This is a genomic window from Caulobacter sp. HMWF025 (assembly GCF_003060965.1).
In the GTDB taxonomy this organism is placed as follows: Bacteria; Pseudomonadota; Alphaproteobacteria; order Caulobacterales; family Caulobacteraceae; genus Caulobacter.
The window spans coordinates 1-22,321 of the sequence record NZ_QAII01000006.1; the positions used below are offsets into that span (position 1 = coordinate 1).

At 67.1% G+C, this 22,321-nt stretch carries 20 protein-coding genes; 10 read left to right on the top strand and 10 right to left on the bottom strand.

The genetic code is table 11. From position 1 onward, the window contains the following. The first annotated feature begins 108 nt into the window (after positions 1–108). Positions 109–993: a DUF817 domain-containing protein gene (locus DBR10_RS00780; RefSeq protein ID WP_108505682.1), complete on the top strand. Its 885-nt coding sequence runs from the start codon at positions 109–111 to the stop codon at positions 991–993. Between the two features lie 123 nt (positions 994–1,116). Here DBR10_RS00780 and folE read toward each other — a convergent pair whose 3' ends face one another. Beyond that, positions 1,117–1,752 (bottom strand): GTP cyclohydrolase I FolE, encoded by a 636-nt coding sequence (gene folE / locus DBR10_RS00785; RefSeq protein WP_108490319.1) that lies wholly within the window; start codon positions 1,750–1,752, stop codon positions 1,117–1,119. A gap of 201 nt (positions 1,753–1,953) precedes the next feature. Here folE and cysS point away from each other — a divergent pair, with 201 nt between their 5' ends. Continuing rightward, a complete protein-coding gene (cysS, locus tag DBR10_RS00790; protein ID WP_108505681.1) occupies positions 1,954–3,345 on the top strand; it encodes a cysteine--tRNA ligase in 1,392 nt (463 codons plus the stop codon). Positions 3,346–3,381: 36 nt separating this feature from the next. Here cysS and DBR10_RS00795 read toward each other — a convergent pair whose 3' ends face one another. Beyond that, complete coding sequence (locus DBR10_RS00795) at positions 3,382–3,648, bottom strand: hypothetical protein (RefSeq protein WP_108490668.1); 267 nt, start codon at positions 3,646–3,648, stop codon at positions 3,382–3,384. A gap of 215 nt (positions 3,649–3,863) precedes the next feature. On the opposite strand from DBR10_RS00795, the gene DBR10_RS00800 reads away from it, so the two are divergent. Both DBR10_RS00800 and DBR10_RS00805 read left to right on the top strand, forming a co-directional pair. Beyond that, positions 3,864–4,610: an electron transfer flavoprotein subunit beta/FixA family protein gene (locus tag DBR10_RS00800; protein ID WP_108505680.1), complete on the top strand. Its 747-nt coding sequence runs from the start codon at positions 3,864–3,866 to the stop codon at positions 4,608–4,610. Next, entirely contained in the window at positions 4,611–5,552 is a 942-nt protein-coding gene (locus DBR10_RS00805; RefSeq protein WP_108505679.1) for an electron transfer flavoprotein subunit alpha/FixB family protein, read from the top strand. A 79-nt stretch (positions 5,553–5,631) separates the two neighbouring features. On the opposite strand, the gene DBR10_RS00810 is transcribed toward DBR10_RS00805, so the two are convergent. Further along, entirely contained in the window at positions 5,632–5,835 is a 204-nt protein-coding gene (locus DBR10_RS00810; RefSeq protein ID WP_108490602.1) for a hypothetical protein, read from the bottom strand. A 123-nt stretch (positions 5,836–5,958) separates the two neighbouring features. Here DBR10_RS00810 and DBR10_RS00815 point away from each other — a divergent pair, with 123 nt between their 5' ends. Then, positions 5,959–6,831 (top strand): LysR substrate-binding domain-containing protein, encoded by an 873-nt coding sequence (locus tag DBR10_RS00815; protein WP_108505677.1) that lies wholly within the window; start codon positions 5,959–5,961, stop codon positions 6,829–6,831. 32 nt (positions 6,832–6,863) lie between these two features. Here the strand turns inward: DBR10_RS00815 and purD are convergent, their stop codons facing one another. Then, complete coding sequence (purD, locus tag DBR10_RS00820; protein ID WP_108556082.1) at positions 6,864–8,147, bottom strand: phosphoribosylamine--glycine ligase; 1,284 nt, start codon at positions 8,145–8,147, stop codon at positions 6,864–6,866. Between the two features lie 111 nt (positions 8,148–8,258). Between purD and DBR10_RS00825 the strand changes: the two genes are divergently transcribed. Next, a complete protein-coding gene (locus tag DBR10_RS00825) occupies positions 8,259–8,588 on the top strand; it encodes a hypothetical protein (protein ID WP_108505676.1) in 330 nt (109 codons plus the stop codon). Between the two features lie 6 nt (positions 8,589–8,594). Here the strand turns inward: DBR10_RS00825 and phoB are convergent, their stop codons facing one another. The 5 genes from phoB to pstC are packed head-to-tail and all read right to left on the bottom strand — an operon-like array spanning position 8,595 to position 13,645. Beyond that, a complete protein-coding gene (gene phoB, locus DBR10_RS00830) occupies positions 8,595–9,287 on the bottom strand; it encodes a phosphate regulon transcriptional regulator PhoB (RefSeq protein ID WP_108505689.1) in 693 nt (230 codons plus the stop codon). A gap of 10 nt (positions 9,288–9,297) precedes the next feature. Next, a complete protein-coding gene (gene phoU, locus DBR10_RS00835; RefSeq protein WP_108505675.1) occupies positions 9,298–9,987 on the bottom strand; it encodes a phosphate signaling complex protein PhoU in 690 nt (229 codons plus the stop codon). A gap of 19 nt (positions 9,988–10,006) precedes the next feature. Next, positions 10,007–10,849: a phosphate ABC transporter ATP-binding protein PstB gene (gene pstB / locus DBR10_RS00840; RefSeq protein WP_108505688.1), complete on the bottom strand. Its 843-nt coding sequence runs from the start codon at positions 10,847–10,849 to the stop codon at positions 10,007–10,009. 50 nt (positions 10,850–10,899) lie between these two features. After that, on the bottom strand, positions 10,900–12,144 hold the full coding sequence (gene pstA / locus DBR10_RS00845; protein WP_369831734.1) for a phosphate ABC transporter permease PstA: 1,245 nt from the start codon (positions 12,142–12,144) through the stop codon (positions 10,900–10,902). Between the two features lie 58 nt (positions 12,145–12,202). Further along, positions 12,203–13,645, bottom strand: coding sequence for a phosphate ABC transporter permease subunit PstC (pstC, locus tag DBR10_RS00850; RefSeq protein WP_108505673.1), 1,443 nt, complete (start codon positions 13,643–13,645; stop codon positions 12,203–12,205). Between the two features lie 267 nt (positions 13,646–13,912). On the opposite strand from pstC, the gene DBR10_RS00855 reads away from it, so the two are divergent. Continuing rightward, entirely contained in the window at positions 13,913–14,620 is a 708-nt protein-coding gene (locus DBR10_RS00855) for a cupin domain-containing protein (RefSeq protein WP_108505672.1), read from the top strand. Here the strand turns inward: DBR10_RS00855 and DBR10_RS00860 are convergent. Beyond that, on the bottom strand, positions 14,560–15,963 hold the full coding sequence (locus DBR10_RS00860; RefSeq protein ID WP_108505671.1) for a sensor histidine kinase: 1,404 nt from the start codon (positions 15,961–15,963) through the stop codon (positions 14,560–14,562). The two genes, DBR10_RS00855 and DBR10_RS00860, sit on opposite strands and share 61 nt — an antisense overlap. Before the next feature lie 283 nt (positions 15,964–16,246). Between DBR10_RS00860 and DBR10_RS00865 the strand changes: the two genes are divergently transcribed. The 3 genes from DBR10_RS00865 (at position 16,247) to DBR10_RS00875 (ending at position 22,321) form a co-directional block, all read left to right on the top strand. Next, complete coding sequence (locus DBR10_RS00865) at positions 16,247–19,384, top strand: autotransporter outer membrane beta-barrel domain-containing protein (RefSeq protein WP_335582539.1); 3,138 nt, start codon at positions 16,247–16,249, stop codon at positions 19,382–19,384. Positions 19,385–19,709: 325 nt separating this feature from the next. Continuing rightward, positions 19,710–21,239 (top strand): OprO/OprP family phosphate-selective porin, encoded by a 1,530-nt coding sequence (locus DBR10_RS00870; protein WP_108505670.1) that lies wholly within the window; start codon positions 19,710–19,712, stop codon positions 21,237–21,239. A 29-nt stretch (positions 21,240–21,268) separates the two neighbouring features. Continuing rightward, positions 21,269–22,321, top strand: coding sequence for a sulfate ABC transporter substrate-binding protein (locus tag DBR10_RS00875; RefSeq protein WP_108505669.1), 1,053 nt, complete (start codon positions 21,269–21,271; stop codon positions 22,319–22,321).

The following is a 22,321-nucleotide window of genomic DNA, read 5'->3' on the forward strand; positions in this document are numbered from 1 at the left end:
CCGCTCCAGGGCGTGGGTGTCGGGGGCGGTCGGGAATGGGGTCATGCTCATGGACTGGCATATGGCGCCGCGGGGGTCATTTGGGCTAGCCTCGCCGCGGGGGAATCGATGGATTTCAAGGATCGCATCAAGGCTGTGGTCGCGGCGCTGGACACCCGGGCGCGCCCTTGGGCGGCGCAGTCTGTCTGGCATGCCCGGGCCTATGAGTTCCTTCTGTTCGGTCTCAAGCAGGCCTGGGCCTGCCTGTTCGGAGCCCTGATGCTGGCCCTGCTGGTCGGCACCTTCCTGTTCTGGCCCAAGGACGCTGTCCTGACGCGCTATGATTTTCTGGTCATCGCCTCGCTGCTGATCCAGGTCGGTCTGCTGGCCCTGAGGCTGGAGCACTGGGACGAGGCGGCGGTGATCTTCATCTTCCACCTGGTCGGGACGGTGATGGAGGTCTTCAAGACGGCGCACGGTTCATGGCTCTATCCTGAACCCAGCCTGCTGCGGATCGGCGGCGTGCCGCTGTTCACCGGCTTCATGTACGCCTGCGTCGGCAGCTATATCGCGCGGGCCTGGCGATTGTTCGACATCACCTTCATCCGCTATCCGCCGTTCTGGAGCGCCTGGATCCTGGCGGGCCTAGCCTATCTGAACTTCTTCACCCACCACTATGGCCCCGACATTCGCATCGGCCTGTTCGTGCTGTCGGCGGTCCTTTTCGGACGCAGCTGGTTCGTGTTCACACCGGACCGGACGCCGCGCCGCATGCCGATGATCGTCGGCCTGCTGCTGGTGTCGCTGTTCATCTGGATCGCCGAGAACCTGGGCACCGCCGCCGGAGCCTGGATCTATCCCAGCCAGAAGAACGGCTGGACCCTGGTGGGCGTCGAGAAGATCGGGGCCTGGTACCTGCTGATGCTGATCAGCTTCGTGCTGGTCACACTGGTCCACAGCCCGGTCGACGCCTGCGTGGCGAAGATCCGGCAGGGCATCAAGGCGGCGGCCTAGCGTAAAATCCTCCCTCCAAAGGGGGAGGCGGCCGTAGGCCGGAGGGGGAAGGCCGCAATGAGTCGGCGGTCACTTCCCCCTCCGTCGGCTTCGCCGACACCTCCCCCTCTTGGGGGAGGATCGTTACTTCCGGATCACCAGGTCCATGAACCGCTGCTGCAGGACCTTGTCGGTCTTGAACACGCCGCGGAACTGGGTGGTGATGGTCGAGACGTCGTGGTGGCGGACGCCGCGGGTGCTCATGCACTGGTGCTCGGCGTCGATCAGCACGGCGACGCCGGCCGCCGAGAGATGGTCCTCGATGGCGTCGGCCACCTGCATGGTCATGGTCTCCTGGGTCTGGAGACGCTTGGCATAGATCTCGACCAGACGGGCCAGCTTGGACAGGCCCACGACCTTGCCGGTCGGCATATAGGCCACCCAGGCCTTGCCGAGGAACGGGGCCATGTGGTGCTCGCAGTGGCTCTGCACGTCGATGCCGCGCAGCATGACCATGTCGTCATAGCCCTGCACGTCCTCGAAGGTCCGCGACAGTTCCTTGGCGGGATCGCCCTCATAGCCGGCGAACCATTCGCCATAGGCGTCGACGACGCGCTTGGGGGTGTCCAGCAGGCCTTCACGGTCGGGATTGTCACCGGCCCAGGCCAGAAGGGTGCGGACGGCCGCCAGGGCCTGTTCGCGTGACGGCCGGTTTTCGAGATGGTCGGCCCCGCAGGTGCAGCGCTCGGCCAGAAGGGAGTCAGGTGTGACGGCGTCCATGGTTGAGGGTCTTTCCGCGGGCTGAGTTGCGCCGGAGCGCCGTTCGCTCCGGAATGACGCGTGCCACCCGTCGATCAGATACGGTCAGGCTTCCCAAAAAGACGCCGAAGGAGGCGTGGCCCTGTGCGTACCTGACAGCTATATGGGACCCTCGCGATCGCTCGCAACACCCTACCGTTACGTCAGGCAGACGACTTTCTCATGACCTTGAAGCTGTACGACACCCTGGCCCGCGAAAAGCGAGCCTTCGTTCCCGCCGATCCGGAGCGGGTGACGATGTATGTCTGCGGGCCGACGGTCTACAATTTTGCCCATATCGGCAACTTCCGGCCGGTCGTGGCGTTCGATGTCCTTTTCCGGGTTCTGCGCCACATCTATGGCGAAGACGCCGTGGTCTATGCCCGCAACGTCACCGACGTGGACGACAAGATCAACAAGAAGGCCTTCGACGAAGGCGTGGCGATCAAGGTCATCACCGACCGCTATCTGGCCGCCTATCACGAGGACGCCGACGCCCTGCTGGCCCTGCGGCCGACCCTGGAGCCCAAGGCCACTGACCATATCGGCGCGATCGTCGAGATGATCGGCAAGCTGGTCGACAACGGCAAGGCCTATGCGGCCGAAGGTCACGTGCTGTTCGATACCCAGGCCTTCCCGGACTACGGCCAGCTGTCGGGCCGCAACATGGACGACATGATCGCCGGGGCCCGGGTCGAGGTCGCGCCCTACAAGCGCCATCCCGCCGATTTCGTGCTGTGGAAGCCGTCCAAGGAAAACGAACCCGAGTGGGACAGCCCCTGGGGCGCAGGTCGGCCGGGCTGGCACATCGAATGCTCGGCCATGATCGACAAGACCCTGGGCCAGACCATCGACATCCATGCCGGCGGCATCGACCTGGCCTTCCCGCACCATGAGAACGAAGTGGCCCAGAGCCGCTGCGCCCATGACACGCCGGTCCTGGCCAACTACTGGATGCACAACGGCTTTCTGGACATGTCCGGCGAGAAGATGTCCAAGAGCCTGGGCAATGTCGTCCTGCCGCACGAGCTGCTGAAGACCACGCCCGGCGAGGTGATCCGCTGGGCCCTGCTCAGCGCCCATTATCGCCAGCCGCTGGACTGGACGCCCGAGCTGCTGGAGCAGTCCCGCAAGGCGCTGGACCGCCTCTACGGGGCCCTGCGTCGCGCCAAGGACGTGCCGGTGGACCAGGCCATGGAGGCCCCCGAGGAGGTGGTCGCGGCCCTCGAGGACGATCTGAACACGCCCCAGGCGATCTCGTGCTTCTTCGAGGTGTCCAGCGCCATCGAGCGGGCGGTCACCGCCGGCGACACGCCAGGCATCGCCGCCAACAAGGCGCGCCTGATCGAGGCCGGAGCCCTGCTGGGCTTGCTGCAGGCCGATCCGGACAGCTGGTTCGAGGGGGATGCCTCCGATGACCTGAAGGCCCAGGTCGAGGCCCTGCTGACCCGCCGGGTCGAGGCCCGGGCCGCCAAGGACTGGACCGCCGCCGACGCCATCCGCGCCGAGCTCGACGCCCTGGGCGTGGTGGTCATGGACGGACCGGCCGGGGCGACCTGGCGGATGAAGGACTGAGTGACAGGGCTGCGCCCCTGATGCGGGGCGCAGCCGTTATTTCTTGGCCGGGGCCGGGGCCGGAGCGGTTGCCGGGACGTCCGTCTGGCCGTTGATCGGCGGCGTGTTCAGCGGGCGGCGCGTGATCGTCTCGATGGGATAGATCGTCGCACATTTGAGCCACTTGCCGGCCCAGGCCCCGCCCCGCGCCTCGCAGCGGTCCTTGGGCCAGACCCACAGATAGTGGTAGCCGAACACGCCGGCACTGCTGAGCAGGAACAGGCCGACGAACAGGATCTTCAGGCGGTTGAGGGTGCGGTCCATGGCCCGGCTGTTTAGTCGCGCGACCAAAGCCTGACCAGTGCTTTCGCGCCGAAGGCATCCAACGACGCGGACGCGGCACACGAAGTATCGTACATTTGTTTAAACCTGCACGTTATAGGCTTACGCTTACGTGAAGGGAAACTTGCATTGCAGTGCGGAAAAGGTAATTCCGTGCCCAAGCAGGAGAAAACGTAGCCTGGAGGCGCAGAAACCCGATGAAGGTCCTTGTCCCGGTTAAACGGGTTATTGATTACAACGTGAAGGTCCGCGTGAAAGCGGATCAGACGGGCGTCGATCTGGCGAACGTGAAGATGTCGATGAATCCCTTCTGCGAGATCGCGGTCGAAGAGGCCGTGCGTCTGAAGGAAAAGGGCGTGGCGACCGAGATCGTCATCGTCAGCATCGGCCCGGCCCAGGCCCAGGAAACCATCCGCACGGCCCTGGCCATGGGCGGCGACCGCGGCGTGCTGGTCACCACCGATGCCGACCCCGAGCCGCTGGCCGTGGCCAAGCTGCTGGCGGCCGTGATCGCCGAAGAACAGCCCGGTCTCGTCCTGATGGGCAAGCAGGCCATCGACGGCGACAACAACGCCGTGGGCCAGATGCTGTCGGCCCTGCTCGGCTGGCCGCAGGCCACCTATGCCTCGGCCATCGAAATCTCGGGCTCGACCGCCAAGGTCACCCGCGAAGTCGACGGCGGCCTGCAGGTGCTGGACGTGGACCTGCCGGCGGTGATCACCGCCGACCTGCGCCTCAACGAGCCGCGCTATGCCAGCCTGCCCAACATCATGAAGGCCAAGAAGAAGGAGATCGTCAGCAAGACGGTCGCCGACTACGGCGTCGACATTGCGCCGCGCCTGAAGGTCCTCAAGGTCACCGAACCGGCCAAGCGTTCGGCCGGTATCAAGGTGGAAACCGCCGCGGACCTGGTTTCCAAGCTCAACACTGCGGGAGTGCTCTAGATGGCCGTTCTCGTCGTCGCCGATAATGACAACCTGGTGCTGCGCGACGGCACCCACAAGACGGTCACCGCCGCCCTGAAGCTTTCGGGTGACGTGGACGTCCTGGTCCTGGGCCATGGCGCCAAGGCCGTAGCCGACGCGGCCGCCAAGATCAGCGGCGTCCGCAAGGTGCTGCTGGCCGACAGCGACGCCCTGGGCCACGGTGTGGCCGAGGCACAAGCCGACGCCATTCTGGCCCTGGCCGGCGGCTATGACGCGATCCTCGTGCCGGCCACCGCGGGCGGCAAGAACTTCGCGCCGCGCGTCGCCGCCAAGCTCGACGTCGCGCCGATCTCGGAAATCGTCGAAGTGGTCAGTGGCGACACCTTCGTGCGTCCGATCTATGCCGGCAACGCCCTCGAAACCGTCCAGTCCTCGGACGCCAAGAAGGTGATCACCGTCCGTCCGACCGCCTTCGCGGCGGCCGAAGAGGGCGGCTCGGCTCCGGTCGAGACCGTCTCGGGCAGCGATGCCGCCAAGACCCGCTTCGTCAGCGAAGAAATGGTCAAGTCGGACCGTCCGGAACTGGCAGCGGCCAAGATCGTCGTCTCCGGCGGCCGGGCCATGGGTTCGGCTGAAGAGTTCCAGCGGGTCATCGAGCCCCTGGCCGACAAGCTGGGTGCCGCCGTCGGCGCCTCGCGCGCGGCGGTCGATGCGGGCTATGCCCCCAACGACTACCAGGTTGGTCAGACCGGCAAGGTCGTGGCTCCGGCCCTCTATGTCGCCATCGGCATCTCGGGGGCCATCCAGCACCTGGCCGGCATGAAGGACAGCAAGATCATCGTCGCCATCAACAAGGACAGCGACGCCCCGATCTTCCAGGTCGCCGATTTCGGCCTGGTGGCGGACTACAAGACCGCCGTGCCCGAACTGATGGACGCCCTCGCGGCGGCCGGCAAATAAGGCTTCGGACCCGCTCCGAAACGAAAAGGCCCGGAGGCAACTCCGGGCCTTTTTTGCGTCTGAATGCGTGCCGGTCCTGTCAGCGGCGCTCCAGGGTCGATGACGCCATGGCGACCTGGGTCAAGGCCTCGGGACGTCCGACCTTGGCCGTCGAATAGGGGGCCAGGGCATAGGGCTGGCCGCTCTGCCAGCGCAGGTCGTCCAGGGGGCGGGCCGGCCGTCCGGCAGTGATGGCCAGGACAAAGACGAGCGCCAGCGCGCCCGCAGCAAGCAGGATCTTCATGGTCGGGACCTTCAAGGGGAGGGTTTCAAGGAGCGGCGCCGAGGGGACAATCGCCTGTCAGCCCTTCGAAGACCAACGATCCCTATTGGCCCGGCTTGTGAGCCAGACTAACATCCCTGGGCCATGCGCCTGCCGCCCTTCACGACCCTGACGGCCCTTGAAGCCGCCGCCCGCCATCGCAGCTACAGCCGGGCGGCCGACGAGCTGTTCGTCACCCACGGCGCGGTGAGCCAACAGATCCGCAAGCTGGAAGACGAACTGGGCGTTCGTCTGTTTCTGCGCCAGGGCAACCGGATGGAGCCCACCGCGACGGGCGCGGCCCTGGCCGCCAGCGTCACGGAAGCCCTGGCGACCCTTCGTCACGGGGTCGAGGCGGCCCGCAATGCCGCATGCGGACCGATTGTGCTCAGTACCGGGGCGGCCTTCGCCACCCGCTGGCTGGTCACCCGCCTTGCCCGGCTCTCGGCCGAAACCGGCGAGCCGGACCTGACCGTCCGGGTCGAGGACCGGGTGTCTGACCTGTCCACCGACGGTGTCGATGTGGCCTTGAGGTTCGGGGTCGGTCCCTGGCCGGGCGCGGAGTCCGTGCGGCTGCTCAGCGAGCGGCTGTTCCCGGTCTGCAGCCCCGGCTTCCTGGCCCGCCACCCCGTCAACCGCCCGGAGGACCTGCTGTCGGTGCCGCTGCTGCGCCACACCGCCCTGCCCTGGAGTGCCTGGTTCTCGGCCGTGGGCCTGCCCGCGCCGAACCTGCCGCCCAGCCTCGGCTTTGACGACACCTCGATGATGCTGGACGCCGCCGCGCAGGGCCTGGGCGTCGCGCTGGCGCGCAGCGGTCTGTCGGAGCGCGACATCCGTGACGGCCGTCTGGTCCGCCCCCTGCCCGGGGCTGTTGACGTCGAAACCGGCCACCACTTCGTCTGGCGTGCCGACAACCCCAAGGCCTCGCGCATTCTCAAGCTGCGCGACTGGTTCGTGTCCGAGACGGCGGCCGACTGACCGTCAGCCGGTCCGCCGGGCGCGGGACAGGGTCAGGCCTTGCCCAACGCCCGCCAGCCGATGTCCCGGCGATAGAAGCCACCTGGCAGGCTGATCTTTTCCAGGGCGGCATAGGCCGCCTCGCGGGCGTCATGCAGGGTCTCGCCCAAGGCGCAGACATTCAGCACCCGGCCGCCGGCCGCCACCAGGCGCCCCTCGAACTCGCGCAGGGTGCCGGCATGGAAGACGACGGTCCCGACGCCGAAGTCGGCATCGGCGCCCTGGATGCGGCCACCGGTCTTGGGGGCATCGGGATAGCCCTCGGCGGCGAGCACCACGCAGATTGCCGCTTCGTCGCGCCAGACCGGGGCCGCGACCGTGTCCAGTGCACCCCTGGCGGCGGCCAGCAGGACCGGCACGAGATCGCTGTCCAGCCGCAGCATCAGGGTCTGGCATTCGGGATCACCGAAGCGGGCATTGTATTCGACGAGCTTTGGCCCCGTCGGCGTCAGCATCAGGCCGGCATAGAGGACGCCGACATAGGGATTGCCCTCGGCGGCCATGCCCTCGATCGTCGGCACCACCAGGTCGCGCCAGGCCCGGTCGATCAGGTCCTGGGTCAGGACCGGCGGCGGCGAATAGGTACCCATACCGCCGGTGTTGGGACCTTCATCGCCGTCATAGGCCCGCTTGTGGTCCTGGGCCGCGCCGAAGAAGACCGCGCGCCGGCCGTCGCAGATCGCAAACAGCGAGGCTTCCTCGCCGTGCATGAACTCCTCGATCACCACCCGGGCCCCGGCCGCGCCGAACCGGCCGCCCAGCATGTCGAGCACGGCGGCATCGGCCTGGGCCCGGTCGGCCGCGATCACCACGCCCTTGCCGGCCGCCAGACCGTCAGCCTTGATCACGAAGGGGGCTTGCAGCGTGTCGAGGAAGGCCCCGGCCGCCGCCGTGTCGGTGAACACCCCATAGGCGGCCGTCGGCAGGTTGTGGCGGGCGCAGAAGTCCTTGGTGAAGGCCTTGGAGGTCTCCAGCTGGGCGGCGCGCTGGCTGCCGCCGAAACACGGAATGCCGAGCTCGGCCAGACGGTCGGCCAGGCCGACCTCCAGCGCCGATTCCGGCCCGACCACCACCAGATCGGCGGCGATCTCCTGGGCCAGGGCCACCAGCCCCTCGACATCGGTGACCTTGACCGGCTTCAGCTCCGCCAGGGCCGCGATACCCGGATTGCCGGGGGCCACCACCAGACGGCCGCACAGGGGCGACTGGGCGATCTTCCAGGCCAGGGCGTGCTCGCGCCCGCCGGACCCGACGAGGAGGATGTTCAGCTTTTCCATGAGGCCGGGGTGTGGCGCGAGGGGCGCGTGGGGTCAAGGTTTTCCGGCCTCTTCCGGGGCCCGAAGAGCACAGGGCTGGTCCGGAGCTCCGGGGCGGGCTAACACCGGCCCATGGCCCGTACCAAGCAAAGCCCCGAATTCGACATCACAGTCGGTGACGAACCCTATGTCTGGCGGCTGCATCGCCAGCCCGGCTGGTCCAGCGACACGGGTACGCGGCACGGCATGGCCATCGCCGTCCGCCACAAGGACTGGCAGCGTGAAGCGGTCGTCGAGTTTCCGCCGGGCCCCGAGCCCCGCTATGGCGCCCCGGTCCTGAAACCGGCCCAGATCGCCACCAGCCTGGTCGCCCGGGCCATCACCTCGGCCATCGAGGCCGGCTGGGAGCCGCTGTCGCGTGGCAAGACGGTCGCCATCGTCGTGGATGCGACCGGCGGCTGAGGGCGGCTAGGCCGCTTCAACATCCAGAGAATAGCCCGCCGAGCGCACGGTGCGGATCGGATCGCCATCCATCGCGCCGTTCAGCGCCTTGCGAAGGCGGCCGATGTGGACGTCGACGGTGCGGGCCTCGACATAGACGTCCGAGCCCCAGACGGCATCCAGCAGCTGTTCGCGGCTGAACACCCGGCCCGGATGCTGCATCAGATAGTCGAGCAGGCGGAACTCGGTCGGGCCGAGGTGGACTTCCTTGCCCTGGCGCTTCACCCGGTGGGCGACGCGGTCGATGATGATGTCGCCGACCGTGATGCGGTCATCGGCCAGGCCCGGACGGATGCGGCGCAGCACCGCGCGGACGCGAGCCGTCAGTTCCACCATCGAGAACGGCTTGACCACATAGTCGTCGGCCCCGGTGTCGAGGCCACGGATCCGGTCGCTCTCCTCGCCACGGGCGGTGAGCATGATGATCGGCACATTGCGGGTCTCGGCCCGGCCGCGCAGGCGACGGCAGACCTCGATGCCCGAGACCTTGGGCAGCATCCAGTCCAGAATGACCAGGTCCGGCGCGCGTTCGCTGGCCATGGTCAGGGCTTCCTCGCCGTCGCCGGCGACCCCGATCTGGTAGCCTTCCTTGTCGAGATTATAGTGCAGCAGCGTGGCCAGGGCGTCTTCGTCCTCGACCACAAGCACGTAAGGCGTCATGGCCATACCTTCAGCGCGGCGTATCGAGCTTCGGGCGCTTGGAGACGATCTCCTCGCCCGTGATCTCGAAGTGGATGATCTCGGCGATGTTGGTGGCGTGGTCGCCGATCCGCTCGAGGTTCTTGGCCACGAACAGCAGGTGAGCGCAGGCATTGATGGTGCGCGGATCGCCCATCATGTAGGTCAGCAGCTCGCGGAAGATGGCGTTGTAGTGCTCGTCAACTTCCTCGTCGCGGCTCCAGACGCCGATGGCGCGGTCGAGATCCGAGGCCGAATAGGCGTCGAGAACGTCCTTCAGCCGGCCCTGGACCAGCTTGCCCATGCGCTCGATCGAGCGGGTCAGGGCGGTCATCGGCTCGGCGTCCGTCAGGATCAGGGCGCGCTTGCCGATGTTCTTGGCCATGTCGCCGCAGCGTTCCAGGCTCATCGAGATCTTCAGGGCCGCAACGGCGTGGCGCAGGTCCACGGCCATCGGCTGGCGCAGGGCGATCAGCTTGAAGGCCTTACGCTCGATCTCGGCCTGCAGGACGTCGAGACGCTCGTCGCGCGAGACGACCTGCTGGGCCAGGGGAGCGTCGCGGCGGGCGATGCACTCGACGGCATCAGACACCTGGGCCTCGGCCAGGCCGCCCATGCGTGCGACCTCTGCGGTCAGGTGGTTCAGCTCTTCGCCGTAGGATTTGACGGTATGCTCGGTCATGTCGTGCGGATCCTGCCGGTTAGCCGAAGCGGCCGGTGATGTAGTCCTGGGTGCGGGTGTCGCGAGGATTGGTGAACATGTCCTCGGTCGAACCGCTCTCGACCAGCTTGCCGAGGTGGAAGAAGGCGGTCTTCTGCGAAACACGGGCGGCCTGGGCCATCGAGTGGGTGACGATGACGATGCAGAACTGGTTGCGCAGTTCGTCAATCAGTTCTTCGATCCGGGCCGTGGCGATGGGGTCCAGGGCCGAGCAGGGCTCGTCCATCAGGATCACTTCGGGGCCCACGGCGATGGCGCGGGCGATGACCAGACGCTGCTGCTGGCCGCCGGACAGGCCGGTGCCGGGCTGATGCAGGCGGTCGGCGACCTCGTTCCACAGGCCCGCCTTCTTGAGGCTGCTCTCGACGATGGCTTCCAGCTCGGCCTTGCCGGTCGCCAGGCCGTGGATGCGCGGGCCGTAGGCGACGTTCTCGAAGATCGTCTTGGGGAACGGGTTGGGCTTCTGGAACACCATGCCGACGCGCGAGCGCAGGATCACCGGGTCAACGCTCTTGGCGTTGACGTCGCTGCCGTCGATATCGATCACGCCCGTGACCTTGGCGGTCGGGATGGTGTCGTTCATCCGGTTGATGCAGCGCAGGAAGGTCGACTTGCCACAGCCCGACGGGCCGATGAAGGCGGTGACCGACTTGCCCGGGATGTCGATATTGACGTCGAACAGCGCCTGCTTGTCGCCGTAGAAGACGTTGACGTCCTTGGCGTGGATCTTGATCTCGTTGGTCGAGGCGGCCGCATAGACCTGCGGCGCTGCCGCCTGGATCGAAGGAGCGGCGACCGAGTCATCGGGGCTGGCGGTGGTCATGGCGTGTCCCTGGACGAGGGGAAGGGCGAAGGGGTTCAGGTTCATCAGGCTCACCAGCGACGCTCGAAGCGACGGCGCAGGATCACGGCCGCAGCATTCATGACGATCATGAAGACCAGAAGGACGATAATGGCGGCGGCGGTCCGCTCGTGGAAGGCGCGCTCGGACGCGTTCTCCCAGATGAAGACCTGCACGGGCAGGACGGTGGCGGCACCGGTGAAGCCCTCGGGAACGCCGGGCACGAACGAGACCATGCCGATCATCAGCAGCGGCGCGGTTTCACCCAGGGCGTGGGCCAGGGACAGGATCGCACCGGTCATCACACCCGGCATGGCCAGGGGCAGGACGTGGTGGAACACCGTCTGGGTCTTCGACGCCCCGACGCCGAGGGCGGCTTCGCGGATCGAGGGCGGCACAGCCTTGAGGGCCGAACGGGTGGCGATGATCACGGTCGGCAGGGCCATCAGGGCCAGCACCAGACCGCCGACCAGCGGCGACGAGCGCGGCACGTGCAGCCAGTTGATGAACAGGGCCAGACCCAGCAGGCCGTAGACGATCGACGGAACGGCCGCGAGATTGTTGATGTTGACCTCGATGACGTCGGTCCAGCGGTTCTTCGGCGCGAACTCTTCCAGATAGACGGCGGCCATCACACCCATCGGCACGGCGATCAGGGCGGTGATCAGCAGCATCATGGCCGAGCCGACCACGGCCCCCAGCACGCCTGCCTGTTCCGGCTCGGTCGAGTCCGAATGGGTGAAGAAGGCGAAGTTGAAGCCCGACTTGACCGACCCGTCATTCTTGAGCTGGTCGAGCCAGTTCAGTTGCTGGTCGTCGAGCTTGCGGTCTTCCTGAGGCGTCGAGCGCTTGATCTCGCCCTTGAAGTAGAGGTCGGCATCGGCCTTGAACGGACCGGTGACGGTGATCGTCTTGCCGATCAGCGACTTGTCCGCCTTCAGCATGTTGAGCAGCTGGAAGCCCAGGTCCCGCGAGGTCAGGTCCATGACCTTGCCCGACACCAGACCCAGATCGTCATCGACGACGCCCAGCTTCTTCATCATCGCCTCGGCGACGATGTAGTCATAGTTGACGCCCTCGAGGTCGGACGTGTCGATCCGCTCGGGGTTCAGATAGACCGGCACGCTCAGCGTGTGGGTCTCGAAGGTTGAGTAGCCCTGGCCAACGATCCGGCCGACCAGCACCACCAGGAAGACCATGGCGACGATGATCGCGGCCAGGCCCTGGGCCTTGAACCAGGTCTCGGCGCGGTGGCGCTTCTTGAGACGGGCTTCCATGGCGACCTGTTGGGCGGTCAGCGGGGCGCGGACGGAGCCAACAGCGGGTTGGGCGGCGTCAGTCATACTGTTCCCGATACTTCTGGACGATGCGCAGGGCGATGATGTTGAGGCCCAGGGTCACGACGAACAGGGTCAGGCCCAGGCCGAAGGCCGAGAGGGTCTTGGGACTGTCGAACTCCTGGTCGCCGGTCAGCAGGGTCACGATCTGCACGGTGACGGTAGTCACCGTGTCGAGCGGGTTGACGGTCAGCTTGGCCTGCAGGCCGGCCGCCATGGTTACGATCATGGTCTCGCCGACGGCGCGGGACACGGCCAGCAGCATGGCGGCCATGATCCCCGGCAGGGCGGCGGGCAGGACGACCTTCTTGACGGTCTCGGACTTGGTCGCGCCCATCGCATAGCTGCCGTCGCGCAGCGACTGCGGCACGGCGTTGATGATGTCGTCCGACAGCGAGGAGACGAACGGGATCAGCATGATCCCCATCACCACCCCGGCCACCAGGGCCATCTGGTTCTGGACTTCCATCAGATACTGGCCGACGCCGTCCAGCGGGCCACCGACCATGGTGGCACCCAGGGCATTGAAGCCGGCGCGGAACAGGGGGCCGACGGTCAGGGCGGCGAAGAAGCCGTAGACCACGGTCGGAACGCCCGCGAGCACTTCCAGAAGGGGCTTGATGACCGAGCGGACCGGCCGGTTGGCATATTCCGAAAGATAGATCGCCGAGTAGAGGCCCACCGGAGCGGCCACGGCCATGGCGATCAGCATGATCAGGAAGGTACCGGCGAACAGCGGCACCGCACCGAAGGCACCTTCGGCGGCGACCTGGTCGGCGCGCATGGCGATCTGCGGATTCCACACCGTGCCGAACAGGAAGTCGATCGGCGAGATCGACTGGAAGAAGCGCCAGCTTTCCCAGACCAGCGACAGCACGATCCCGAGGGTGGTCAGGACTGCGGCGATCGAACTAGCCATGAGCAGCCCGCCGACCCAGCCCTCAACCCGGTTGCGGGCGCGGAAGTCGGCCGAAAGGCGCGGGAAGGCCAGCAGGAAGCCTGAAAGGGCCAGAACCCCCGAAAGCCCGAGCACGCTGAAGCGCACCAGGTTCTCGATCCGGCGAGCCTCGGCGACCTTGACGTCGAGGGCGGCCTTCAGCTCACCCTCATAGGTCACCTCGCTGGGCGCGATGCCCTGGGCGATCGCCTGGGCGTCACTGAAGAACACGTCCTGGCGGTCGACGTCGAGGCTCTGGACCACGGCCGGGCGCTGGGCCTGCAGCATGGCGTCCTCGACCCGGCCGCCGAACGTGGTGCCGAGCAGCAGGAGCAGGGCGGCGGGCGCACCGGCCCACAGGGCCGCATAGCTGCCGTAGTAGCCCGGAAGGGAATGAAGGACGCGCGGCGCGCCTCCAGCGGTCTTCACCGCCCGGCGCTTGCCGAGCATGAAGGCGGCACCGGAGAACAGCGCCAGAAACAGAAGCGAAAGCCAGGTCAGCATGCGTGCGGCGGGGTCTTGCGCGAAGGGTTGCGGCGACGTCGCACAACGCAACATCCCGCCCCGTCCGAGCTATGCCCGTACGGCGCTGTGCTTATGCGACGCTTTCGTGACAGTTTAACGACAGCGTCCGGGTCGGGCGCGACCGGGGCCTCACCGGCAGGGTCAAAACCACCTTGACCCGGCGCTTAACCCGGACTTCACAGGGCCCTGGGCAAGGTCGCGCCATCCCCCCGGGTCCGTGGCCGGTTTTGAGTTTCGGAAGACAAGATGGGCACTGCTGCCAACCCGCTGATGTCGCTTTCGGGGCCCGATGGCGAGGCCCTTCGGGGCCATGCGGCCTTTGTCGCCGCCCATCTGGACGAGATTGCCATGCATCCGGCACCGATCCATCCGGACTGGATTGTCTCGGGAAAGCCTGTCGCCCGTGCCGGTCCCCACTCGGCCAGCATCGACGGCACGACCAGCACGGCTGTCTGGGACTGCACCGCCGGCCGGTTCCATTGGTCCTACGGCTGGGAAGAAACCGTCATAATTCTTGAGGGACAGGTCCGCGTCACCAGCCAGGACGGATCGGTTCGTCTGCTCAAGGCCGGCGACATCGCCTTTTTCGCGGCCGGAACGACCGCGTTCTGGGAGATCGAGACCCATGTGCGCAAGCTCGCCTTCTGCCGGCGCGAACTGCCGCCGTCGATCAGGCTGACCCTGACCCTGAGGGACCGGTCGCGGGACCTGGTCAAGGCCGGACTGAGACCGCTCATCCGTGTAGTCCGCAAGGTCCCGCCGGTGCGCGCGTTCTTGAGGCCCAAGCCCGCGCTCGGCATCCTGCTGGTCATTGCCGCAGCCCTGGCCTGGCTGATCCCGGAAATGGTGGAAGCCCGCAGCCTGGCCCCTCAGGAAACGGTCGCGGCGAGACTTCAGGCCTCGGCGACGGCGACGAGGCCCTTTTCGGCCACCACCTTGGCCATCGGCAGGTAGACGCCGAAGGTCGCGCCCTCGCCCTGGACACTCTCGACCGTAAGTCCCCCGCGGTGGCGGTTCATGATGTGCTTGACGATGGCGAGGCCCAGGCCGGTGCCGGAGCGGTCGCCGCTCTTCTGTCCCTCGACCCGGTAGAACCGTTCGGTGAGGCGCGGCAGGTGCTCGCGGGCCAGGCCCGGTCCCCGGTCGCTGACCCTGAGGGTCGCATACCGCTCGCCCGCCGCATGATCCGGGGTCAGCAGGGACATGCGCGCGGCCGCCGGATCCCTTGCCGCTGCGGCCGAATCGACGGTCAGGCCCGGAAAGATCTCGACCCGGACCACGCCGTCGCGCGGCGTGTACTTGATGGCATTGTCGATCAGGTTCTGGATCACCTGGATGATCTGGTCGCGATCGCCCTCGACCACTGCGGCCCCCCGCGGCGGCAGGACCGGGTCGAACCCGACACCCTTGTCGCGGGCCTGGGGGGCCAGGGCGTCGATCACGTCGACGGCGGCCATGGCGAGATCGACCCGGCCCAGCGGCGCAATGTGCTCGTTCAGCTCGATGCGGGACAGGCTCATCAGGTCGTCGATCAGTCGCGACATCCGTTCGGCCTGGGCCTGCATGATGCCGAGGAACTTGTCACGGACGACGGGGTCTTCCTTGGCATGCCCGCGAAGGGTTTCGATGAAACCCGACAGCGAGGCCAGCGGCGTACGCAGTTCATGGCTGGCATTGGCCAGGAAGTCGGCCCGGGTGCGTTCGCTACGGCGGGCGTCCGTCTCGTCCCGCAGAACCAGAAGCGCCAGGCGCGAGGGGCCCATCTGCTCACGGATCGGTCGCGCATAGGCGATCCAGGCCCGGCCCTGCGAGCCGCCGGTCTCGTACTCGACGGCCCGCTCGATGCTGCCGAAGAGGGCCTCGTCGACGGCTTCGAGCACCTGCGGATTGCGGACGGCCGTGACCAGCAGTGCCCGCTCGCCCTGGATGCGGAACAGGTCTCGGGCGGCCCCGTTGGCAAAAACAAAGCGGCGGCCGGTCAGGTCGTCGGCCTCTTCGGCTGCAATGACCATCAGGGGATCGGGCAGACGCTCGAGGATGGTGGCGTACGGGGGCGGGTCTGCGACAGCGGGCGCCTGGGCGGTCGCCGGCCGGGCCTCGTCCTGTCGCTTGCGGGATCTGGCGCGCAGAACCCAGGCTCCGGCCGCCGTCGCGGCGGCAGCGGCCAACGCCGGGACGGGCTGTGCGGCCCCGAACAGGGCCAGGAGGAGAATGGCCGCCGGTCCGATGAGCAGGGGCACCGCCCCGTCACCGAAGCTGACCGGCAGGCTGGACGGGGATTGTTTCGCCGGCGACATGGTTTTCGCGCCTCGTTTCTCGCCGGATCGGGATTCGTTGAAGCAGATATGGCGCCCCGGGATGCCATGCGATAGACGGTTGGCCGCTCTAATGCGTGTCTGTCGCGTCGCCTACCGCAATTTCGCCGCAACGTACCGCAAGTTAGAGGCTGGGTTCTTTTCCGAGGTATCGTTCGTAATGCAGCGCAAGGTCCTGGTCGCGACAGTCGCAGCCGCTCCTATCCTGGCTTTGGCGTTCGGCGCTTCGGCTGAAACCTCCGTGTCGACGGCACGGACGACCCCTGTGGCGACCTCGACCGCCGGGACGGGCGGTGCGGCCGACGACGTCAAGGTCACGGCCGAAGGTTCGGTCAAGCTGACCGCGGCCGGGGCCCTCGTGACCCTGGACAGCAACAACAAGGTCACCAACCTCGGGACTCTGTCGACCGTCGGGGTCAATGATTCGACCGGCATCCTGCTGCTCGGCGGCAGGACCGGCTCGGTGACCAACTCGCTGGCGATCAGCCTGACCGAAGACTATACGCCGACCGACAGCGATTCGGACGGCGATCTCGACGGCCCGTTCGCCCAGGGCGCCAACCGCTACGGCATCCGCCTGACCGGCCCCGGCGTCTTTACCGGCAACGTCACCAATGAAGCGGCCGGCTCGATCACCGTCGAGGGCAACAATTCCGCCGGCATCGCGCTGGAAACCGGCCTGGTCGGCAATTTCACCAACGGCGGCGCGATCACGGTCGTCGGCAACAACTCGGCCGGCGTGAAGATCACCGGACCGATCACCGGCAAGGTCACCGTCAACGGCGGCGTCTCCGTGACCGGCAAGGACGCGGTCGGCGTGGCCGTGGACGGCGCCGTGACCGGAGCCTTCGTGGTTCAGGGCGGCGTCACCGCCACGGGCTACCGCTATACCAGCCGTCCCGCCCAGGCTGCGGACCGCGCCAAGCTCGACAGCGACGACCTGCTGCAGGGCGGGCCGGCGGTGCGGGTCTCGGCCAGCGTCACCGGCGGCGTGCTGCTGGACGCCCCGCCGATCGAGAGCAACGCCAACTCGACCGACGATGACGGCGACGGCGTCACCGACACCTCCGAAGGCACCTCGGCCCTGACCGTCAATGGCGGCGCACCCGCCCTGCTGATCGGTTCGGACACCCAGGCCATCACGCTGGGGGTCATCGGCACCGGCGACAAGGCCTATGGCCTGGTGACGCGCGGCAGCATCACCGCCAACGGCGTCTTTGACGGCGTGGCCTCCACGGCGATCCAGATCGGCGGCAATGCCGGCCAGACCACCACGGTCACCAACGGCGCGCGCCTGGCCTCGACGATCACGGCCAGCGCTTATGAAGCCAGCGCCACCGGCGTGAACCTCAAGGCCGGGGCCGTCGTTCCGACGGTCTACAACCAGGGTTCGATCACCAGCTTCACGGTCTCGGAAGGCGATTTCGACGCCCGGGGTATCGCAATCCAGGCGGGGGCCAGCACCACGTCGTTCCGCAACGACGGTGCCATCACCGCCAGCGTCGGCGGCGAGAAGGGCAATGCCTATGCCGTCATCGACTATTCGGGCCTGCTGACCAGCATTCAGAACAACGGCAAGGTCACCGCCTCGGTCGTCGCAACCGACAACAACGACGGCAATTCCAGCAATGAGGTCGTCACTGGCAAGGCCGTGGCCTTCGATCTCAGCCGCAACACGACCGGCGGCGTGACCCTGGTCCAGAACGGCCTCAATGACGGCGATGACGGGGCTGACGGCGTCGCCGATCCCGACACCGACGGCGACGGCGTCGACAATGCCGACGAGCCCTCGATCATCGGGGCCGTCAGGTTCGGCGCGGGCGGCGATACCTTCCGCGTCCTGAACGGCTCGGTGCTGGGCGACATCTCATTCGGCGACGGGGCCGACACCTTCGTCGTCGACGGCGGCTCGCTGGTCCTCGGGGCCCTGACCAAGGGCTCGGGCACGCTCGACGTCACCGTCGGCAAGGGCAGCCTGGGCATTTCCAACGCCGCCGACATCAATGTCCGCAACCTGAGCGTGGCTTCGGACAGCAAGATCCTGTTCACGGCCGATCCGAATGCCGGAACCTCAACCCGCCTGGTGGTGTCGGGTGCCGCGACGATCGCCTCCGGAGCCGAGCTGGGCCTGCGTCTGAACAGCCTGGTGAAGCAGCCGACCTCCTATACGGTGATCTCGGCCGGGACCCTGACGGTCGGGACCCTGGGCCAGAGCCTCCTGAAGGATGCGCCCTACCTCTATGTGGCCTCCAGCCGCTCGGATGCCAAAAACGTCTATCTGGACGTTCGCCGGCGCACGGCGACAGAGATCGGCATGACCCGCTCCCAGGCCTCGGCCTATGACGCGGTCTTCGCCGCCCTCGGCGGGGACACCACCCTGGCCGGCACCTTCCTGGCCCAGAACAGCAAGGACGGCCTGCTGGGACTGTATGACCAGATGCTGCCCGACCAGGGCGAGGGCATGTTCTACTCGCTGCAGTCGGCGAACCAGCTGATGTCGGCGGCCACGGCGGTCCGGCCCGATCCGGGCGATCGCTATGGCCCGGACAGCGTCTGGATCCAGGAAATCAACTCCCTGGTCCGCCAGGACGACAGCTCGACCCCGGGCTCGGACAGCAAGGCTTTCGGCTTCGTCAGCGGCTATGAAGCCATGGGCGACGCCGGCGGCGCACTGGGCCTGACCCTGGCCTATGTCAACATCGACTCCCACGACACCTCGGCCAAGGTCGGCGAAGAGAACACGGCCTCGTTCGTGCAGGGCGGAGCCTACTGGCGTCGTACGGCCGGCGACTGGCGCCTGAACGCGGGCGGCACGGTCGGCGCCGCCTTCTTCGACAGCAAGCGCGTCTTCATTGCCCCGGATGCCAACGGCGACGGCATTGCCGACCTGATCAACCGCTACACCTCCGACTGGACCGGCGTCACGGCCACCGCCTTCACCGGCGTGGCTTACGAGGCCCGGTTCGGCAACTTCTTCGCCCGTCCGGAAGGCCGCCTCGACTATGTCTGGCTGCGTGAAGGCAAGCACAGCGAAAAGAGCGCCTCCGGCAACAGCTCCGCCAGCGGAGCCCAGTCGATCGAACAGCGCAGCTCGAGCAATCTGAGCGGCGAGTTCGGCATCGCGTTCGGCGCGGACTACGGCAAGGAACTGTGGTGGCGTCCGGAAGTGCGGGTCGGCTACCGCCAGACCCTGGCCGGTGAAGTCGGCGACACCATCGCCCGCTTCAAGGGCGGCAGCGCCTTCACCCAGGCCGCCCTGAACGACAAGCAGGGCGCCGTGACCCTCGGCTTCTCGCTGAAGGCCGGCACGCCGATGTCCTATCTGGCCCTCGAGGGCGGTGCAGAGGCCAGCAAGAAGCAGAAGCGCTACAACCTGCGCCTGGCCGGACGGGCCATGTTCTAAACCCGTCAGACCTCTGCGAGACAAACCCCGGCGGTCGGGAGCCCAGCGCTCCCGGCCGCCGTTTTCGTTTGTCCCGGTGGGATCCCTTACCCGCCGCCCCTGGTCCTTGCACGCCTGTGGCAAATTGTCCGCCTAAGGATAATTGCCTCGTTAACCTTTATCCCATTGTCTCGGCACGTGTTTTTTCGGCTGACGCCGGATCACGGGCCCGACCTATAGATTTTCTGGCGGTCGGTTTTCCTAATCTCTATTCACGAGCTAGGAATAATCGGTTTCCCTAGCTCGGCCAGCAAGACCCGCTGCGGCGGGTCTAAAGGGAAAGACGATGATCACCAGGACTACCCTGCGCACAGCGCTGATTGCCGGTGTTTCGCTCCTGTCGATGGCGGACGCGGCCCAGGCCCAGACGCCACAGGATGCCGAAGCCCGGATCGCGGCCCTCGAGGCACAACTTCAGGCCCTTTCCGGCCAGATCGCCGACCTGAAGGCCGCGACGGCCGCCAGCCTGAAGGACGTAAGGGGCAGCCAGTCGGCGACCACCGTCTCGCTGGCCAATGCCCGCCCGACCCTCTCGACCGGCGACGGCGCCTTCTCGGTCTCGTTCCGCGGCATCCTCCAGGCCGATGCTGCGATCTATGACCAGCGCGACGCCGGCCCCCTGGCCAGCGATTTCCGCCGCGGCTCGTTCAATGACGCCGCCGAGAATGACCGGGCCCGCGATCTGGGCGACGGCGTCAATGTGCGCCGCGCCCGAATCGGCCTCGAGGGGAAGGCCTTCGGCGCGTTCGATTACAACATGATCTATGACTTCGGTGGCTCGGGGACCGAGGAAGCCGGCAAGATCTCGTCGGCCTGGGTCCAGTACAGCGGCTATCCGGTCAAGATCCGGGCCGGCATCTATGCCCCCGTCACCAGCCTGGAAGACGCTGCCAACAACACCGGCTCGCTGTTTGCCGAACGGGCTTCGGTCGCCGAGACCGTTCGCGGCCTGGCCGGCGGCGACGGCCGCGCGGCGATCGGCATCCTGGCCAACGGCGAGCGCTGGAACCTGTCGGCCGCCGTCACCGGCAACACCGTCACCACCCAGACCTATGACGAGCAGCTCGGCTTTGTCGGCCGGGTCGCCTATGTGCCCTTCAAGGGCCAGGACTGGCTGGTCCACATTGGGGCCAATGCCAATCTGGTCATCGACCCGGCTGCGGCCGGACCTGACGTGGCCTCGGCCGGCGGAGCAGTGACCAATGTCCGCCTGCGCGACCGGCCGGAGCTGCGGGTCGACGGCACCCGCCTGATCGATACCGGCAACATCGATGCCGACGGCGTCAGCGTTTACGGCCTGGAGTTCGGGGCCCAGCGCAAGAACCTCTATGTCCAGGCCGAGTATTTCGACATCCAGGTCGAGCGCCGCAACAGCACGCTGAGCGACCCCTCATTCGACGGCTGGTATGTCCAGGCCGGCTGGACCCTGACCGGCGAGCCGCGTCGCTACAGCACCGTCACCGCCGGCTTCGACGCCCCCCGCCCGACCAAGCCGTTCAACCCGAAAAAGGCCCAGTGGGGCGCGGTCGAACTGGCCGCCCGCTACTCGACCTTCGACCTGGACTACCTGCCCGGCGCGGCTGGCGCGGCCGCCCCGACCGGCGGCGTGCGCGGCGGCGAGCAGAATATCCTTTCACTGGGCGTGAACTGGTATCTCAATCCGGTCGTTTCGATCTCCGGGACGTATCGCAACGTCGAGGTCCGTCGCCTGTCGCCGGGCGGCAGCGCCTTTGTCGCCGGATCCACCCCGGCGGCCGGCGTCCAGGTCGGCCAAGACCTGGATATCTGGTCGCTGCGAACCCAGTACGCTTTCTGATCCACTCCAAAACTGAGGACTGCCCCTTCATGACCCGTAGATTCGACAAACCTACCCGTCGGGGCGTCCTCGGCGCGGCCACGGCCGGCGCTGCAGCCTTCGCCGCGCCGGCGCTCGTCGCCGGCCAGGCCCGGGCCCAGGGCATCAAGCCGTTGACCCTGCTGAACGTCAGCTATGACCCGACGCGGGAGCTCTACAAGGACATCAACGCCGCCTACGCCAAATACTGGAAGGACAAGGTCGGCCAGACCCTGAACATCAACCAGAGTCATGGCGGGTCGGGCAAGCAGGCCCGTTCGGTGATCGACGGCCTGCAGGCCGATGTCGTCACCCTGGCGCTGGCCTATGACATCGATGAAATCGCCGCCAAGGCCAAGCTGCTGCCGGCCAACTGGCAGTCGCGGCTGCCCAACAACTCCACGCCGTACACCTCAACGATCGTGTTCCTGGTCCGCAAGGGCAATCCCTGGAAGATCAGGGACTGGGGCGACCTGATCAAGCCGGGCATCGACGTGATCACCCCCAACCCCAAGACCTCGGGTGGCGCACGCTGGAACTATCTGGCCGCCTGGGCCTGGGCGCTGAAGCAGCCCGGCGGCAATCCGGCCAAGGCCCAGGCCTTTGTCGAGGAGCTCTTCAGGCACGTACCGATCCTCGACAGCGGGGCACGCGGCGCGACGACCACCTTCACCCAGCGCGGCATCGGCGATGTGCTGCTGTCCTGGGAGAACGAGGCCTATCTCGCCCAGGAGGAACTGCCCGGGAAGTTCGACATCGTCTATCCGTCCCTGTCGATCCTGGCCGAGCCGCCGGTGGCGATCGTCGACAGGAATGTCGACCGTCACAAGACCCGGCTGGCCGCCGAGGGCTATCTGAACTTCCTCTACAGCCCCCTGGCCCAGGACCTGATCGGCAAGCACCACTACCGCCCGCGCAATCCGGCAGCCCTGGCCAAATATGCCGGCAAGCTCAAGCCGCTGACTCTGGTCACTATCGACGACACCTTCGGCGGCTGGAAAAAGGCCCAGACCATCCACTTCGCCGACGGCGGGATCTTCGACAGGATCTACCAGCCCAAATAG